This window comes from Actinomadura sp. NTSP31, assembly GCF_041951385.1.
Classification (GTDB): domain Bacteria; phylum Actinomycetota; class Actinomycetes; order Streptosporangiales; family Streptosporangiaceae; genus Spirillospora; species Spirillospora napierensis.
In genome coordinates, this window is the sequence record NZ_JBGNUT010000004.1 from 40,449 (window position 1) to 56,000 (window position 15,552).

13 protein-coding genes are annotated in these 15,552 nt (G+C 74.8%); 6 read left to right on the top strand and 7 right to left on the bottom strand.

Going from position 1 to position 15,552, the window contains the following annotated elements:
- Positions 1–6: 6 nt before the first annotated feature.
- The gene (locus ACA514_RS07685) at positions 7–3,120 is read left to right on the top strand and encodes a tetratricopeptide repeat protein (RefSeq protein ID WP_375040318.1); all 3,114 of its coding nucleotides are present in this window, start codon (positions 7–9) and stop codon (positions 3,118–3,120) included.
- Positions 3,121–3,474: 354 nt separating this feature from the next.
- Here the strand turns inward: ACA514_RS07685 and ACA514_RS07690 are convergent, their stop codons facing one another.
- Positions 3,475–3,984 (bottom strand): DUF664 domain-containing protein, encoded by a 510-nt coding sequence (locus ACA514_RS07690; protein ID WP_375040319.1) that lies wholly within the window; start codon positions 3,982–3,984, stop codon positions 3,475–3,477.
- Between the two features lie 141 nt (positions 3,985–4,125).
- On the opposite strand from ACA514_RS07690, the gene ACA514_RS07695 reads away from it, so the two are divergent.
- Entirely contained in the window at positions 4,126–4,377 is a 252-nt protein-coding gene (locus ACA514_RS07695; protein WP_375040688.1) for a protein phosphatase, read from the top strand.
- A gap of 1,001 nt (positions 4,378–5,378) precedes the next feature.
- Here the strand turns inward: ACA514_RS07695 and ACA514_RS07700 are convergent.
- The 5 genes from ACA514_RS07700 to ACA514_RS07720 all read right to left on the bottom strand — a co-directional run bounded on the left by ACA514_RS07700 (position 5,379) and on the right by ACA514_RS07720 (position 10,609).
- Positions 5,379–6,815, bottom strand: a complete 1,437-nt coding sequence (locus ACA514_RS07700; RefSeq protein WP_375040320.1) for a nitrilase-related carbon-nitrogen hydrolase — start codon at positions 6,813–6,815, stop codon at positions 5,379–5,381.
- A 75-nt stretch (positions 6,816–6,890) separates the two neighbouring features.
- Positions 6,891–7,574 carry a response regulator gene (locus tag ACA514_RS07705; RefSeq protein WP_375040321.1) on the bottom strand — a complete coding sequence of 228 codons (684 nt, stop codon included), beginning with the start codon at positions 7,572–7,574 and terminating at the stop codon, positions 6,891–6,893.
- 4 nt (positions 7,575–7,578) lie between these two features.
- A complete protein-coding gene (locus tag ACA514_RS07710; protein WP_375040322.1) occupies positions 7,579–8,637 on the bottom strand; it encodes a sensor histidine kinase in 1,059 nt (352 codons plus the stop codon).
- 35 nt (positions 8,638–8,672) lie between these two features.
- The gene (locus ACA514_RS07715) at positions 8,673–9,956 is read right to left on the bottom strand and encodes a sensor histidine kinase (RefSeq protein ID WP_375040323.1); all 1,284 of its coding nucleotides are present in this window, start codon (positions 9,954–9,956) and stop codon (positions 8,673–8,675) included.
- Positions 9,953–10,609: a response regulator transcription factor gene (locus ACA514_RS07720; RefSeq protein ID WP_375040324.1), complete on the bottom strand. Its 657-nt coding sequence runs from the start codon at positions 10,607–10,609 to the stop codon at positions 9,953–9,955. Before ACA514_RS07720 ends, ACA514_RS07715 begins: the two co-directional genes overlap by 4 nt.
- Positions 10,610–10,769: 160 nt before the next feature.
- On the opposite strand from ACA514_RS07720, the gene ACA514_RS07725 reads away from it, so the two are divergent.
- From ACA514_RS07725 to ACA514_RS07740, 4 genes are read left to right on the top strand one after another with little or no spacing between them, the layout of a single operon-like run.
- Positions 10,770–11,315 (top strand): hypothetical protein, encoded by a 546-nt coding sequence (locus tag ACA514_RS07725; RefSeq protein ID WP_375040325.1) that lies wholly within the window; start codon positions 10,770–10,772, stop codon positions 11,313–11,315.
- Positions 11,312–12,355, top strand: a complete 1,044-nt coding sequence (locus ACA514_RS07730; RefSeq protein ID WP_375040326.1) for a peptidoglycan-binding protein — start codon at positions 11,312–11,314, stop codon at positions 12,353–12,355. Before ACA514_RS07725 ends, ACA514_RS07730 begins: the two co-directional genes overlap by 4 nt.
- Positions 12,352–13,041, top strand: coding sequence for an ABC transporter ATP-binding protein (locus ACA514_RS07735; protein ID WP_375040327.1), 690 nt, complete (start codon positions 12,352–12,354; stop codon positions 13,039–13,041). The genes ACA514_RS07730 and ACA514_RS07735 overlap by 4 nt, the downstream gene beginning before the upstream one ends.
- The gene (locus tag ACA514_RS07740) at positions 13,038–14,255 is read left to right on the top strand and encodes an ABC transporter permease (RefSeq protein ID WP_375040328.1); all 1,218 of its coding nucleotides are present in this window, start codon (positions 13,038–13,040) and stop codon (positions 14,253–14,255) included. Before ACA514_RS07735 ends, ACA514_RS07740 begins: the two co-directional genes overlap by 4 nt.
- A 136-nt stretch (positions 14,256–14,391) precedes the next feature.
- On the opposite strand, the gene xylA is transcribed toward ACA514_RS07740, so the two are convergent.
- On the bottom strand, positions 14,392–15,549 hold the full coding sequence (gene xylA, locus ACA514_RS07745) for a xylose isomerase (RefSeq protein ID WP_375040329.1): 1,158 nt from the start codon (positions 15,547–15,549) through the stop codon (positions 14,392–14,394).
- Between the last annotated feature and the right edge of the window lie 3 nt (positions 15,550–15,552).

Genomic DNA, 15,552 nt, shown 5'->3' on the forward strand with positions numbered 1-15,552 from the left:
GAGCGGATGGAATTCCGCGTGCTCGGCCAGGTGGAACTGTGGGCGCGGGGGCAGCGGCACGATCCGGGCTGGGCCAAGGAACGGCTGGTGCTCGCCGTCCTGCTGTTGAACGCCGGCCGCCCGGTGGCCACCGAGACGCTGATCGACCGGCTCTGGGACGAACGCCCGCCGGCCCGTGCCAGGGCGCTGCTGCACTCCCAGGTCACCCGGCTGCGGCGCCGCCTGCAAGCGCTGGACGGCGACATCCGGCTGCCGCACCGATCCGGCGCCTACACGCTGGAGGCCGACCCCGCGACGATCGATTACCACCGGTTCCGGGAACTGTGCGCGCAGGCCCGGTCCATCGCGGCGAGCGGCGACCCTGAGCACGCCATCACGCTGCTGCGCGAGGCGGGGACGCTGTGGCGCGGCGTCCCGCTCGGCGGCGTCGACGGCAGTTGGGCCGAGCTCAGCCGGAACGCGATCCAGCGGGAACTGCTCGGCGGAGTCCTCGACCGTCTCGCCCTGGAACTCGGGCAGGACCGCCACGCCGAGGTCCTGGCCGAGCTGGACGACCTCACCACCCGGTTCCCCGAGGACGACAAGTGCACCGAACTGCTGATGCTGGCGCTGCACCGGTGCGGCCGCACCGGCGACGCCGTCCGCGCGTTCGAGCGGCTCCGGGAGCGGCTGGACGAGCGGCTGGGCGTCGCGCCCGGCGCCGACGTGCGCGACCTGCACCGGCGCATCATGGCGGCCGACCCCGAGTTGACGCGCGCGGCGCCCCGCCCGCGCAGCGCCCGCCCGCCCAACGATCTGCCGGGCGACCTGCACACCTTCACCGGGCGCGAGGCCGAGCTGGCCCGGCTCACCGAGCTGGCCGGCGAGGACGGCACCGCGGTCACCGTGCTCGCCGTCGACGGGATGCCGGGCGTGGGCAAGACCGTCCTGGCGGTGCGCCTCGCGCACCGGCTCGCCGCCCGCTATCCGGACGGGCGGATCTTCCTCCCTCTGCACGCCCACGACGCCGCGCAGGACCCGCTCGGCCCGGCCTCGGCGCTCGAACGGCTGCTCCTGGCCTTCGGCGTCCACGAGGACCGCTTCCGCCCGACCCTGGACGAGCAGTCCGCGCTGTGGCGGAGCGAGTTGGCCGGCCGCCGGGTGCTGCTGGTCCTCGACGACGCGTCGGGCCATGAGCAGATCCGGCCGCTGCTGCCCGGCACGCCCGGCAGCCTCGTCGTCGTCACCAGCCGGCACCGGCTCGCGGGACTGGAGGGCGCCCGTCCGCTCAGCCTGGACGTGCCGGGGACCGATGACGCGGCCGAGCTGCTCGCCCGGGCCGCCGGCGGGCGTGCCGCCCCGGGCGATCCGGGAGTGCGGGCGGTCGTTCGCCTGTGCGGGCGGCTTCCGCTCGCCCTCCGGCTGGCGGGCGCCCGGCTCCTGCACCGGCCGGGCTGGAGCGCCGCCGACCTGGCCGAGAGGCTCGGCGAGGGCCGCGATCCGCTCACCGAGATCCGGGCGGAGGACCGGGAGCTGACCGCCGTGTTCCGGCTGTCGTACACCTGCCTTCCGGACCCCGACCGGGAGGCGTTCCGCCTCCTCGGCCTGCATCCGGGCGCCGACATCACCGCCGCCGACACCGCCGCGCTGCTCGGCACCGGGCGGGCCCGGGCGGAGGCCGTCCTGGAGACGCTGCTCGACCATCACCTGATCACCGGGCCGCGTCCCGGCCGCTACCGGTTCCACGACCTGGTCCGCGAGTACGCGGCCAGGCTGGCCGCCGACGACCCGCCGGCCGGGCACGCGGCGGCCGTCGACCGGGTCCTGGACCACTACCTCGGCAGGGCCGAGCGCGCGGAGCGGCTCCTCGGCGCACAGCGGGACGGGCCCGCCGACGACGGCGCGCCGGAGCCGCCGCTCGATTCCGCCGACGGCGCGCGGCGCCGGCTCGCGGCGGAGACCGGCGACCTGGTCCGGGCCGCCCTGTGCGCGGCGGACACCGGCCGCGAGCGGGCCGCGGCCTCCTTCGCCGCGATCCTCGCCCCACTTCTGGAGGCCGCCGGGCAGTGGGGCGACGCCACCCGGTTGCAGGAGCGCATGGCCGAGGCGGCGCGCGGCGGCGGGGACGAGGCCGGCCTCGTCCGGGCCCTGACCGAGTTGAGCCGGCTCCTTTGGCGGGCGGGCGACCACGACAGGGCCCTCGTCGCCGCGGACGAGGGGCTGCGGATCGCGCGGGCCCGCGATGACCGGCGGGCGGCGGCCGCGCTGCTCGACCAGCTCGGCCTCGTCCACTGGCACCGCTCCGAATTCGACGTCGCGCTCGGCTATTACGAGCAGGCACTGGCGGGCTACCGCGCCGAGGCGCACGCCGGGGGAGAGGCCGAGGTGCTCAATCATCTCGGCATCGTGCTGTGGCACCTCGGGCGCTACACGGAGGCGGCCGAACGGATGAACGCGGCCCTCGACCTCTACCAGGACATCGGGGACGCGCGCGGCCGGCAGATCATGCTGAACAACATCGGTGACATCGAGGCGGGTGCCGGCCGGTACGACGCCGCCCTCCGCCACTACCTGGACGCCGCCGGCATCCGGGAGATGAACCGGCAGCACCAGGCGATCTGGCTGAACAACGTCGCGACCGTCCACCGCGAGACCGGCCGCGCGGACGAGGCGATCGGCCGCTACCGGGAGGCCCTCGCCATCTACCGGGAGATCGGCGACCGGCGCGGCGAGTGCGACTCGCTCAACAACATCGGCGCCTGCTTCGCCCAACTCGGACGCGACGGCGAGGCCGCCGTGCATCATCGGCAGGCCCTCGGCCTCGCGCGCGAACTGTACGAGCGGTTCGAGGAGGCCCGTGCCCTGCACGGCCTCGGCGAGACGCACCTGCGCGCGGGACGCGCCGCGGTCGCGCGCGCCCATTTCGAGGGCTCCCTCGCGCTCGCCCGTGCGATGGCCGACGCCTACCAGGAGGCGCGCGCCCTCGACGGCCTCGGCGAGGTGGCCGCACGGACCCGCGGGCCGGCCCACGCCGAGGCGCACCGTCGCAAGGCCCTGGAACTCTATGAGGTTCTGGGTGTTCCGGAGGCGGATGTCCTCCGGGCGCGCCTTCTGGACTCCGGTGACGCCTCCGAGGGCTGAAAGCGTAGATAGTGGCATTTATTGTGAAATGCCGTTCTAAGATGCACCGAAAAGTCGCCCGCTTCACCGGTGTTCTGCGGGCGAGTTTGGTGACCGTCATGCTAAGTTTCTGGGAGTTCGCCGCCGATGGGAAAAATGTCGGAGACGAAAAATACTCATAGATAAGGACGCACTATGCGTATATTGGCGGGCCTCACCCTGACGGGGGGCATGTTCATGACATGTATCCCCGTCGTCGAGCATTTCCTCCGGCCGCTGATGGCATGAGGGACTGACCCGTCCCGAGGGGAGGGCCGGTGCGACCATCGACGGTCGCGCCGGCCCTTTCCGCGCCGCGGGCGCGCCGCCCTGGGGTCAGGTGCGTTGGAGGAGGCCTCGGACGTAGGCGGCCTGGCCGGCGTGCTGGAGGTCGTCGGAGATCACGCTGATCAGGCGGACCGCGAGGGTGACGGGCGGGTCCCAGGCCGTGTCGACGACGCGTTCGAGGTCCTTGTCGGTCAGCGTGCCGACGTAGTCGACGGTCCGGTCGTGCACGGCGTCGTGGTAGCCGGTGAGCAGGTCCGCCGACTCGACCCGGACGGCCGCGACCTGGTCCGGGTCGTGGCCGTAGCCGGTCTCGGACGGGTCGAGCGGCAGCTTGAACCGGTCCGCCCAGCCGGCGGACGTCCAGACCTGGGCGGTGCCGGCGGCGTCGGCGATGTGGTCGTCCTGGACGCGGGTCAGGTGCCACACGAGCCAGGCGATGGAGTTGGCCTCGGCGTCGGCGCGGAAGGCGAGCCGGTCCGGGCCGAGCCCGTCGGCGGCCTCGTGGACCACCTCCTGGATCCGGTCGAAGGCGTCGGTGAGCAATTGCGCACTGGTCATCTTCCCGACGCTACCCCGCGGGCGTCCGCTCTCAGCGCACGGCCGGGCGCGGTGCGGTGCGCCGCGCCAGGATGGGGCGATGGTCAACACACGCCTTGAGGGCGCCATCGAACTGCCCGGAGGCTCCTCTGGCCGGACTTCCTGCTGCCCCGCGACAAGGAGCGCGCCGTCGCGCTCATCCGCGACCTGCACGCGCGCGCCGGCGCCGGGGAGCGGGTCGAGGTCGCCTGCGGCGGCGGCGTCGGCCGCACCGGCACCGTGATCGCCTGCCTGGCCGTGCTGTCCGGGGTGCCGGCGGAGCGCGCCGTCGCCTGGACGCGGGAGAACTACCACCGCAAGGCGGTCGAAACGCCCTGGCAGCGCCGCTGGGTGCTGCGCTTCCCCCGCGAGTAGCGGCCGTAGAGCGGGTACGTCAGCGGCATGAGCACACCCGCGACCGGCCCGCCCGCGCCGCCCGACCGCGGCTTCGCCCAGGAGTTGCGCGACGCCGTGACGGTGCGCTCCTTCGCCCTGGTCGTGGGCGTGCTGATCCTGCAGCTGGCGTTCATCCTGTCCTACATCGGCGCGTTCCACTCGCCGTCCCCGCACCGCATCCCGGTCGCCGTCGTCGCCCCCGGACGGACGGCGGCGCAGGTCGCCGCCCAGCTGAACGGGCTGAGGGACGCGCCGCTCAAGGCGCGGACGGCCCCGAGCGAGCGGCGGGCCCGGCGGCTGATCCTGGACCGGACGGTGGACGCGGCGATCGTCGTGGAACCGCGCGGCAGCACCGACACGCTGCTGGTGGCGTCCGCGAGCGGCCCCGCCGTCTCCAGCACGACCCAGCAGATCGCGGCCGGGATCGAGCAGTCGCGGCACCGGCAGGTGCGGACGGTGGACATCCGGCCCCCGGCCGCCGGGGACGGCCGGGGCCTGTCGTCGTTCTACCTGGTCATCGGCTGGATCGTGGGCGGCTACCTGGCGGCGGCGATCCTCGGCCTCGCCGGCGGCGCGCGCCCGGCGAACCTGCGCCGCACCGTCATCCGGCTGGGTGCGCTCGCGCTGTACTCGATCGTGTCCGGGTTGGGCGGCGCGATCATCGCCGGGCCGGTCCTGGGCGCGCTGGACGGGCACTTCTGGGCCCTGTGGGGCATCGGCGCGCTGGTCGTCATGGCCGCCGCCGCCACGACCGTCGCGTTCCAGATCCTGCTCGGGATGCTCGGCGTCGGGTTGGCGATCCTGGTGTTCGTCGTGCTCGGCAACCCGAGCGCCGGCGGCGCCTACCCGATGACCCTGCTGCCGGCGTTCTGGCGGGCCATCGGGGAGTGGCTGCCCACGGGCGCGGGGACGACCGCGGTCCGCAACACCGTCTACTTCTCGGGCCATGCGACGGCGCACGCGCTGGGAGTGCTGGCCGGCTACGCCGTCATCGGGTCGGTGGTCGCCGTCGCCGCGTCGGCGGCGCACCTGCGGTACATGAGGCTCGTCCCGGAGAGGCCGGCGGCGAGCAGCAGCACGCAGAGCCAGGCGAACCAGTCGCCGAAGCGGGAGTAGACGGTCCGGACGCCGCGTGCGGGGAGCGCCGCGGTGACGGAGGTGAACCCGGGCCCGCCGGTGGCGCGTTCGGCGAGCACCCGGCCGTAGGGGTCGCTGACCAGGAGCGTCCCCGCGCGGGCCGCCCGTGCGACGGTCAGCCCGCTCTCGACGCCGCGGACGAGCGCCATCCGCCCGTGCAGCCGGCCGTCGCCGGTGAAGTCCCAGGCGGGCGCGTACAGCACCGTCGCGCCGCGGGCCCGGTAGGCGCGGACGAGGCCCGGGAAGTCCAGGTCCTTGCAGATGGCGAGGCCGCGGCCGGGGGAGAGGAACGCGAGATCGGAGCCCGGAGTGAGGCCGTCCTCCAGCCCGGGGATCATGTGGTGCTTGAAGTACAGGGCGGGCGGGCCGCCGTCCGCGCGGATCCCGAGCGCGGCGTTGCGCGCCGTCCCCTCGGTCGTCAGGACGAGCCCGGCGACGATGTCCTCGTGGCGTTCGGCGGCGAGCCGCGCCAGCGGCCCGGTGAGCGCGGGAAGGGTCGACTCGTCCGCCGCGAACGTCTTCTCCGGCAGGACGACCGTGCCGGCGGGCGCCGTCGCGCGGATCGCGGCGAGGTAGCGGCTCAGCAGGTCGCGGCCCTGCGGTGTCGCGAGGTCGATCGTGTCGTCGGGACGGTCGGTGTCGAGCAGCGTGACGGTCGCCCGCGAGGGGTCGTGGGGCTGCCGGAGCCGCCAGCCGCCGTAGGCCAGCGGCAGGACGAGGACGAGCGCGGCGGCGAGCAGCACCCGCCACCGCCGCGCGGCGCCGGGCGCGGCGGCCGCCGCCACGGCCGCGGGGACGCCCATGACGAGGAACGTGATCCCCCACGGGCCGGTCAGCGACGCGGTCTGCACGACCGGCGGGACGTCCGCCTGCGTGTAGGCCAGGCTCAGCCACGCGCCGTGCGGCGCCGCCAGGGACAGCGCGTACTCCAGCGCCGCCCAGCCCGCCGGGACGGTCAGCGCGGCGACGAGCGGGAAGCCGCGCAGCAGCAGCCGCCGGAAGGCCAGCACGAGCAGGCCGAACACCAGCGCGGTGCCGACGATGATCCCGGCCGCCGCAGGCGGCGGCATCTCCAGGGTGCCGAGGTAGTAGGGCCACATCCGGCTCTGCCCGGCGAGCCAGGCGACGGACGCGGCGGCGAACGCGGCCCGTCCGCCGACCCGCGGCGCGAGCCACAGGACGGGCAGCGGGCCGAGCCAGGTGAGCCAGGCCACGGGATGCAGCCCGGTGCCGAACAGCAGCAGGACGGACGACAGCAGTGTCGAGACGATGACGGTCATGGAGCGAGCCTCGGCCGCGCGGGCCCCGCGCCGCGTCGCCGGGACGAGGGAATCCGCGCCTCACTCCCGCGGGTATCAGTCCGCGGGGTCGCCCGGGACGACCAGCCCGGACTCGTAGGCGAACACGACCGCCTGCACCCGGTCCCGCAGCCCGAGCTTGCCCAGGACATGGCTGACGTGCGTCTTGACGGTGTGCTCGCTGACGACCATCGCCCCGGCGATCTCCGCGTTGGACCGGCCCCGCGCCACCTGCCGCAGCGTCGCGGCCTCCCGCTCGGTCAGCCCGGCGAGCCGCGCCGCGAGCCGCGGGACGACGCCGTGGCCGGGCCGCCGCACCAGGTCCTCGACCAGCCGCCGCGTCACCGCCGGCGCGAGCAGCGCGTCCCCGGCGGCGACGACCCGGACGGCGTCCGCCAGCTCGTCGCGCCGGATGTCCTTCAGCAGGAAGCCGCCCGCGCCCGCCCGCAGCGCGTCGTAGACGTGCTCGTCGGTGTCGAACATCGTCAGCACGAGCACCTTGGCGGGCAGCGTGGCGCAGATCCGCTCCGTCGCCTCGATCCCGTTCATCACGGGCATCCGCACGTCCATCACGACGACGTCAGGGCGCAGCTCCCCGGCGGCGCGGACGGCGGCGGCGCCGTCCGTCGCCTCACCGACGACGGTCATGTCCGGCTGCGCGTCCAGGATCATCGTGAACGCGGCGCGGAAGAGGTCCTGGTCGTCGGCGACGAGAACGCGCAGCGCCGGATCGTCCGTCACGGGCTCATTCAACCGGAAGCCGGGCCAGAACGGTGAATCCGCGCGGGCCCGGTCCGGTCCGCACGGCGCCGCCGCAGGCGGCCGCGCGCTCGCGCATCCCGGCGAGACCGTGCCCGGACGCGGCGGGCTCGCCGCCCCGGCCGTCGTCGGCGATCTCGATCTCCAGCGCGTCCCGCCAGCGCACCGCCACGGTCACGGCGGCCACCGGACCGGCGTGCTTGCGGACGTTGGTGAGCGCCTCCTGCACGATCCGGTACGCGGCGACGCCGGCGTCCGGCGCGATCGGGCGCGGCTCGCCGTCCACGGTCAGCGCGGCCGGCAGCCCGCAGTCGCGCACGAGGTCGGGCAGCGTCGCCAGACCCGGTTGCGCGCTGCTGGGCGCCGCCGCGTCGTCGCGCAGCGCGTCCAGGATGGTGCGCAGCTGGGCCAGCGCGCCGCGTCCGGTATCCGCGATCCGCCCGAACGCCTCGTCCGCCCGGTCCGGGCCGGCGAGCGGCGCCGCCTCGGCCTGCACCACCATCAGCCCGACGGAATGGGTGAGGACGTCGTGCATGTCGCGGGCGATGCGGGCCCGCTCGGCGGTGGCGGCCATCGCCCCCTCCTGCTCCAGCCGGCGCGTCCGCTCGGCGTGCTCGGCGGCCTGCGCGCGGCGGGCCTGCTCGACCGTCCCGAGCGCGAACGCGGCGGTGAAGGCGGTGCCGAGCAGCGGGTACACGTCGGAGTCCTCGCCCGGCAGCACGATCGAGGCGTAGACGGAGGCGGTCAGCAGGGGGACCGACAGCAGCCGCAGCAGCGGCCGGCCCAGCGCGGCGATCGTGTAGACGGCCACGAGCGGCCCCCACGGCAGCAGCAGCGGCTTCTGCCACACGACCAGCGCGGTCATCGCGAGGCCCACGACGATGCCGACGCACAGCGGGGCGCGGCGCCGCCACAGCACCGGGACGGACGCGAGCAGCGCCAGCGCCACCACCCACCACGGCCGCGCCGCCCACAGCGCCGGCGCCACGGTCGCGGCGGTGACGGCGGCGGCCACCGCCCGGTCGGCGGTCCTCGCGTCGCGCATGCCGCCAGTGTCGGGGACCGGGGCCGCCGCGCACCTCACCCGCGCGAGTGAGACACCGCCTCGTCCTCGCGGACGGCATGGACGCCGCGGGCCGGTGGCGGCCCGGGTATGCGGGACGGCAGCCGGGCGGTGACGACGAGGCCCCCGCCGGCCCGCGGCTCCGCCGTCACCGTCCCGCCGTGCGCGCCCGCGATCGCGCGGACGATCGACAGGCCGAGCCCCGACCCGCGGTCCGAGCGCACCCGGTCGTTGCCCAGCCGGCGGAACGGCTCGAAGATCGTCTCTATCTCGTAGGCCGGCACGGCGGGCCCGGTGTTGGCGACCCGCACCTCGGCCCAGCCGTCCCGGCCGCGCGTCGACACCCACAGCTCACCGCCCTCGCGGTTGTGCCGGATCGCGTTCTCCACGAGGTTCTGCACGAGCCGCTCCACCAGGACCGGGTCACCCGTGGTCGGCGCGGGGCCGAGCCGCCGGTCCGCGGTGACCCCGTGCCCGCGGGCCTCCGGCGCGGCCTGGTCCAGGACGTGCCCGGCGACGTCCGCCAGGTCCAGCGGGTCGGTGCCGGCCACGGCGTTCTCCGTCCCGGCGAGTGTGAGCAGCCCGTCGATCAGCCGCTCGTGCCGGGTGTTGACGACCAGCAGCGACTCGCCGAGCCGCTTGACGTCGCCGGTCGCGTCCGGGCGGCGGAGCGCCACGTCCACCAGCGTCCGGTTGATGGCGAGCGGGGTGCGCAGCTCGTGCGAGGCGTTCGCGACGAACCGGCGCTGCCCGTCGAACGCGCGGGCGAGGCGGCCGAGCATGGTGTCGAAGGCGTCCGCCAGCTCCTTGACGTCGTCGCGGGGCCCCTCGTAGCCGATCCGCTCGGTGAGGTCGTGGCTGCGCGCCACCCGCCCCGCCGTCTCGGTGATCTTGTGGACGGGGCGCAGCGCGCGGTCGGCCAGCAGCCAGCCGAACCCGAGCCCGGCCGCGCCGACCAGCCCGAGCGCGATCCCGCCCTGCGTCAGCAGCGCGTTCAGCGTGTCGGCCTTGTAGTCCCGCTTCGCCCTGATCAGCACGCCCTGCATCTCGCCCGGCGTGATCTTCTTGCCGGTCTCGGGGACGGCGGCCGCGCCGGCCGGCGCCTGTGTGTAGACCCGGTCGCTGGGGCCGCCCTGCGTGGAGCCGCTGATCTCCTTGGGGCCGGCCTGCGCGAGGTTGTTCTGCACCAGCAGGTACGTCAGCCCGAGCAGGACGATGCCGGCGCCGAGGAACAGGCCGGTGTAGAGCAGGGTGAGGCGCATCCGGATGGTGGGGCGGACGCGTTCGGCGAGGCGGTTCACGGGATCCGGTACCCCGCTCCCGGCACGGTCTCGATGACCTGCGGTTCGCCGAGTTTGCGGCGCAGCTTCATCAGCGTCACCCGGACGGTGTTGGTGAACGGGTCGGTGTGCTCGTCCCACACCTTCTCCAGCAGCCGCTCCGCCGACACGATCGTCCCGTCGGCGCGCAGCAGCTCGGCGAGCAGCCCGAACTCCTTGCGGGCCAGCCGCACGTACCGGCCGTCCCGCACGACCTCCTGGCGGGACGGGTCCAGCCGGATGCCCGCGCGCTCCAGCGCGGGCGGCGCCGCCGGGCGGGCCCGCCGGCCGAGCGCCAGGATCCGCGCGACCAGCTCCTCGAACGCGAACGGCTTCGTCAGGTAGTCGTCCGCGCCGATCCGCAGGCCGTCGACGCGCGCCGGGACGGCCGCGGCGGCGGTGAGCATCAGCACCCGCACCAGCGCGCCCGACTCCACCACGGCGCGGCACACGTCGTCGCCGTGCACCACCGGCAGGTCCCGGTCCAGGACGAGGACGTCGTAGTCGTTGACGCCGAGCCGTTCCAGCGCGGCGTCCCCGTCGTACACCACGTCCACCGCCAGCGCCTCGGCCCGCAGGCCCTCGGCGATCGAGTCGGCGAGCATCCGCTCGTCCTCGGCGATCAATACGCGCACCTCTGCCGTCCTCAACCTCGGCCCGGACCGTCGGCGCCCAGCCTCCGCCATCGGGCGTAACGCCGGCATAACGCGTTCCGGTTACGGCGGGGTTACCCGCCGGACGCTGGACTTGCGCTCGCCCGCCGGCGTCCGCCCGGCGGCCGGAGGAGACCGACCGATGAGACGGAACACGCTCGCGATGCTGGCCCTGGTGCCCGCCCTCGCCCTGGGGCTCCAGGGATGCGGCGGCGGGGACGGCGGCGGCACCGGCGCGTCCAAGACCGCGAGCGACGAGGCCAAGATGCGCAAGTTCGCCCAGTGCATGCGCGACAACGGCGTCGACATGCAGGACCCGAAGGACGGCCGGGTCGAGATCCGGGCGAGCGCGCAGCCCTCGGCGCGCGGCGGCCCGGAGCACACCGATCCGAAGATCGAGGCGGCGCAGAAGAAGTGCGCGCACCTCATGCCGAACGGCGGCAAACCGCAGAAGCCGTCCACGGCGGAGCTGGCCAAGATGCGCGCCTACTCCAAGTGCATGCGCGACCACGGCATCACCGCGTTCCCCGACCCGAAGCCCGACGGCGGCATGCAGATCGAGGCCGGCGAGGGGACGGGGATCGACCCGCAGAGCCAGACCTTCAAGGCCGCCGACAAGGCGTGCCAGAAGTACCAGCCGGGCGGCCGCAAGGGCGCCCCCAGGCTCTCCGGCGGAGGCGGGAAGTGAGTCGGAGGCGCACGGCCGCGCTCGGCGCGGCGGGCGTCGTGGTGGTCGGCGGCGCCGGCCTCGCCGCCGCCGGGCTGGGCGGCGGCGACGGCCCGTCGGCCGCGCACAGCACGCTGCCGCCCGCGACCGCGGCGGTCGAGCGGACGACCCTCGTCGAGACCCAGAAGGTGGACGGGACGCTCGGCTACGGCACGTCCCGCACCATGTCCGCCGCGGGCCGCGGAACGCTGACCTGGCTGGCCGGCGAAGGGGCCGTGGTCACGCGCGGGCAGCCGGTGTACCGGGTCGACAACGAGCCCGTGCCGCTGCTGTACGGGAAGCTGCCCCTCTACCGCACCCTCTCCGAGGGGACGAAGGGCGCCGACGTCCTGCAGTTCGAGAAGAACCTCGCCGCGCTCGGCTACACCGGGTTCACCGTCGACAAGACCTACAGCTCCGCGACCGCGGCGGCCGTGAAGCAGTGGCAGGACGACCTCGGGGTGGACGAGACGGGGACGATCGCGCCCGGGGCCGCGGTCGTCGCGTCCGGCCGGATCCGCGTCGCCGACCACAAGGCGCAGGTCGGCGACAAGCTCGGCGGACCGGTGCTGACCTGCACCGGAACCACCCGGGTGGTGGGCGTCGAGCTGGACGTGCAGTACCAGCGGCTGGTCAGGAAGGGCGCCCAGGTCGAGGTGGTGCTGCCCGACGACAGCACGACGAAGGGCACGATCAGCTCGGTCGGGAAGGTCGCCACCCAGGGGCAGGGCGACGACCCCTCCACCGTCCACCTCACCATCGCCCTCCAGAGCCGGCGCTCGCTCGGCTCCTACGACAAGGCGCCCGTAAGCGTGAACCTCATCGCCGGCAGGCATCCGAACGTGCTGGCCGTGCCGATCGCCGCGCTGCTGGCGGAGGGCGACGGCGGGTACGCGGTGCAGGTCGTCCAGAACGGGACGGTCCGCACCGTCGCGGTGGAGACCGGCGTGTTCACCGACGGCAAGGTCGAGGTCTCCGGATCCGGCCTGTCGGAGGGCATGAAGGTGGGGGTGCCCTCATGACGCCGGTCGTGGAGCTGCGCGAGGTCACCAAGACCTACCCGGGCGGCGTCACCGCGCTGGACGCGGTGTCGGTCACCGTGGGGAAGGGCGAGCTCATGGCGATCGCCGGCCCGTCCGGTTCCGGCAAGTCGACGATGCTGCATCTGCTCGGCACCCTCGACCGGCCGAGCACCGGGACCGTGCTGGTGGAAGGCCGGGACGCGTCCTCGATGAGCGACCGCCGCCTGTCGGCGCTGCGCGCCCGCCGCATCGGGTTCGTGTTCCAGCAGTTCCATCTCGCGGCCGGGGTCAGCGCGCTCGACAACGTCGCCGACGGCCTGCTCTACGGGGGCGTGCCGCTCGCGCAGCGGCGCCGCAGGGCGCGCCGGGCGCTGGAGAGCGTCGGCCTCGGGCACCGTCTGGGCCACCGGCCGCACCAGCTGTCCGGGGGCGAGAAGCAGCGGGTCGCGATCGCCCGCGCCGTCGTCGGGGAGCCGGCGCTGCTGCTGGCCGACGAGCCGACCGGCGCGCTGGACTCGGCGTCCGGCGCCGGCGTGCTCGGCCTGCTGCACGAGCTGGCGGGCGGCGGCACCACGGTCGTCCTCATCACCCATGACCGCGACATCGCCGCGGCGATGCCCCGCCAGGTCCGGATGCGCGACGGGCGGATCGTCCACGACGACGCCGGACTGGAGGCGGCGCGATGACCCTCACCGCACCGCCGCCGAGGAGCGGCGACGTCCCCGCGCGCCTCGGCCCGGCCGACGTCGTGCGCGTCGGCGCCGCCGGGCTCCGCGCCCGCCCCATGCGGGTGTTCCTGTCCGCCCTCGGCATCGCGATCGGCATCGCCGCCATGATCGCCGTGGTCGGCATCTCCACCTCCAGCCGCGCCCAGCTCCAGGCCACCCTGGACGAGCTCGGCACCAACCTGCTGACCGTCGCGCCCGGCAAGGACCTGTTCGGCGCGGACAGCGAGCTGCCCGCGGAGGCGACCGGCATGGTCGGGCGGATGCGCGACGTCGAGTCGGCGTCCGCCACCGGCAAGCTGGAGGACGCCGACGTCTTCCGCAACGACCACATCCCCCAGGGCCAGACCGGCGGCATCTCGGTGCTCGCCGCCCGCCTCGACCTGCCCCGCACCGTCGGCCTCACCATGGCCGCGGGCACCTGGCTGAACGCCGGCACGGCCCGCTACCCCGCGGTGGTCCTCGGCTCGGACGCCGCCGCGGCGCTCGGGATCTCCACGCCGAACGTCCAGGTCTGGCTCGGCTCGCAGTGGTTCACCGTCGTCGGGATCCTGGCCCCGGACCCGCTCGCCCCCGAACTGGACAGCGCCGCGCTCGTCGGCTGGGACGCCGCGGCCGCCCACCTCGGCTTCGACGGGCACCCCACCACCCTCTACGCCCGCGCCCGCAAGGACGCGGTGGTGCGGGCCCGGAACCTGCTGGCCGCCACCGCCGACCCCGAATCGCCCACCGAGGTCGAGGTCGCCCGCCCGTCCGACGCGCTCGCCGCCGAGAACGCCACGGACGAGACGTTCACCGCGCTGCTGCTCGGCCTCGGCGGCGTCGCGCTGCTGGTCGGCGGCGTCGGCGTCGCCAACACCATGGTGATCTCCGTGCTGGAGCGCCGCGCCGAGATCGGGCTGCGCCGCTCCCTCGGCGCCACCCGCGGCCAGATCCGGCTCCAGTTCCTCACCGAGTCGCAGCTGCTCGCCGGCCTCGGCGGCGTCGGCGGCGTCGCCCTCGGTATCGCCGTCACCGCCGTGTTCGCGGCGACGCAGGGATGGCCGACGGTCGTCCCGGTCTGGGCGATGGCGGGCGGCGTGCTCGCCACCCTCCTGATAGGCGCCGTGGCAGGCCTCTACCCGGCGATCCGGGCGGCCCGCCTCGCCCCCACCGAGGCGCTGGCGGCGGTGTGACCCAGCGGCGGTGTGACCCAGGGGGCTGTGCCGGCCCGGAGGGCGCCCCCTGGAATCCCCGTCAACGACCGACAGGCCGTTTCACGCCTGGCGTGAAACGGCCTGTCGGTCGGCGGGCGTGCCCTGGGTGCCGCCTTTACCGGACGCCGTAGAGGTGCTCCAGGGCGAGCTGGTCGAGGCGCTCGAAGGCGCCGCCGCGGGCGGCGAGCGCCTCGATGTCGGGGGACGCCTCGCGGACGGCGCGCCAGTCCTCGCCGTCGGCGAGGGTCGGGACGGCCAGCTCGTCGAGCTTCGCGACGCGCAGGGCCTCCTGCACCTCGGGGTCGGCGCGGAAGGCGCGGACCTTCTCGCGCAGGATCAGCCAGTTGCGCATGCAGGCCTTCGCCGACTCCCAGACGCCCTCGTCGTCCTCGGTGCGCGGCGGCTTGAAGTCGAAGTGGACCGGGCCGCTGTAGTCGCTGTTCTCGATGAGGTCGACGACCCAGAACGCGCCGCGCGCGTTGCCGGCGCCGAACCGCAGGTCCTGGTCGTAGCGGGGGCCGTGCTGGCCGTTCAGGTCGATGTGGAACAGCTTGCCCTGCCACAGCGCCTGCGCGAGGCCGTGCGCGTAGTTGAGGCCGGCCATCTCCTCGTGGCCGACCTCGGGGTTGAGGCCGACGTTCTGGGAGTACTCCAGCGTCTGGATGAACGCGAGCGCGTGGCCGATGGTCGGCAGCAGGATGTCGCCGCGCGGCTCGTTCGGCTTCGGCTCGATGGCGAAGCGCAGGTCGTAGCCCTGGTCGGCGACGTAGTCGCCGAGGACGTCGAACGCCTCCTTGTAACGGTCCAACGCGGCGCGGACGTCCTTGGCGGCGCCCGACTCGGCGCCCTCCCGGCCGCCCCAGCACACGTAGGTCTTCGCGCCCAGCTCGGCCGCGAGGTCGAGGTTGTCCATGACCTTGCGCAGCGCGAACCGGCGGACCTCGCGGTCGTTGGCGGTGAACGCGCCGTCCTTGAAGACCGGGTGGGAGAACAGGTTGGTGGTCGCGGTGGTCACGACCAGGCCCGTCTCGTCCAGGGCCTTCTTGAACGCGTCGATCTTCTCCTGGCGCTCGGCCGGCGAGGCGTCGAAGTCGAACACGTCGTTGTCGTGGAAGTTGACGCCGTAGGCGCCGATCTCGGCGAGCTCGCGGACGGCGCGGTCGGCGGCCATCGGCGGCCGGGTGCCGGGGCCGAACACGTCGACGCCCTGCCAGCCGACCGTCCAGATGCCGAACGAGAACCGGTCTTCCGGTACGGGCGTGTAGTCGCTCATGGG

Bases quoted from the DNA above. Each gene is read 5' to 3' on its own strand.
- ACA514_RS07685 (WP_375040318.1), top strand. From the start codon at position 7: ATGGAATTCCGCGTGCTCGGCCAGGTGGAACTGTGGGCGCGGGGGCAG.
- ACA514_RS07690 (WP_375040319.1), bottom strand. From the start codon at position 3,984: ATGACCAGTGCGCAATTGCTCACCGACGCCTTCGACCGGATCCAGGAG.
- ACA514_RS07700 (WP_375040320.1), bottom strand. From the start codon at position 6,815: ATGACCGTCATCGTCTCGACACTGCTGTCGTCCGTCCTGCTGCTGTTC.
- ACA514_RS07710 (WP_375040322.1), bottom strand. From the start codon at position 8,637: ATGCGCGACGCGAGGACCGCCGACCGGGCGGTGGCCGCCGCCGTCACC.
- ACA514_RS07725 (WP_375040325.1), top strand. From the start codon at position 10,770: ATGAGACGGAACACGCTCGCGATGCTGGCCCTGGTGCCCGCCCTCGCC.
- ACA514_RS07735 (WP_375040327.1), top strand. From the start codon at position 12,352: ATGACGCCGGTCGTGGAGCTGCGCGAGGTCACCAAGACCTACCCGGGC.
- ACA514_RS07740 (WP_375040328.1), top strand. From the start codon at position 13,038: ATGACCCTCACCGCACCGCCGCCGAGGAGCGGCGACGTCCCCGCGCGC.
- xylA (WP_375040329.1), bottom strand. From the start codon at position 15,549: ATGAGCGACTACACGCCCGTACCGGAAGACCGGTTCTCGTTCGGCATC.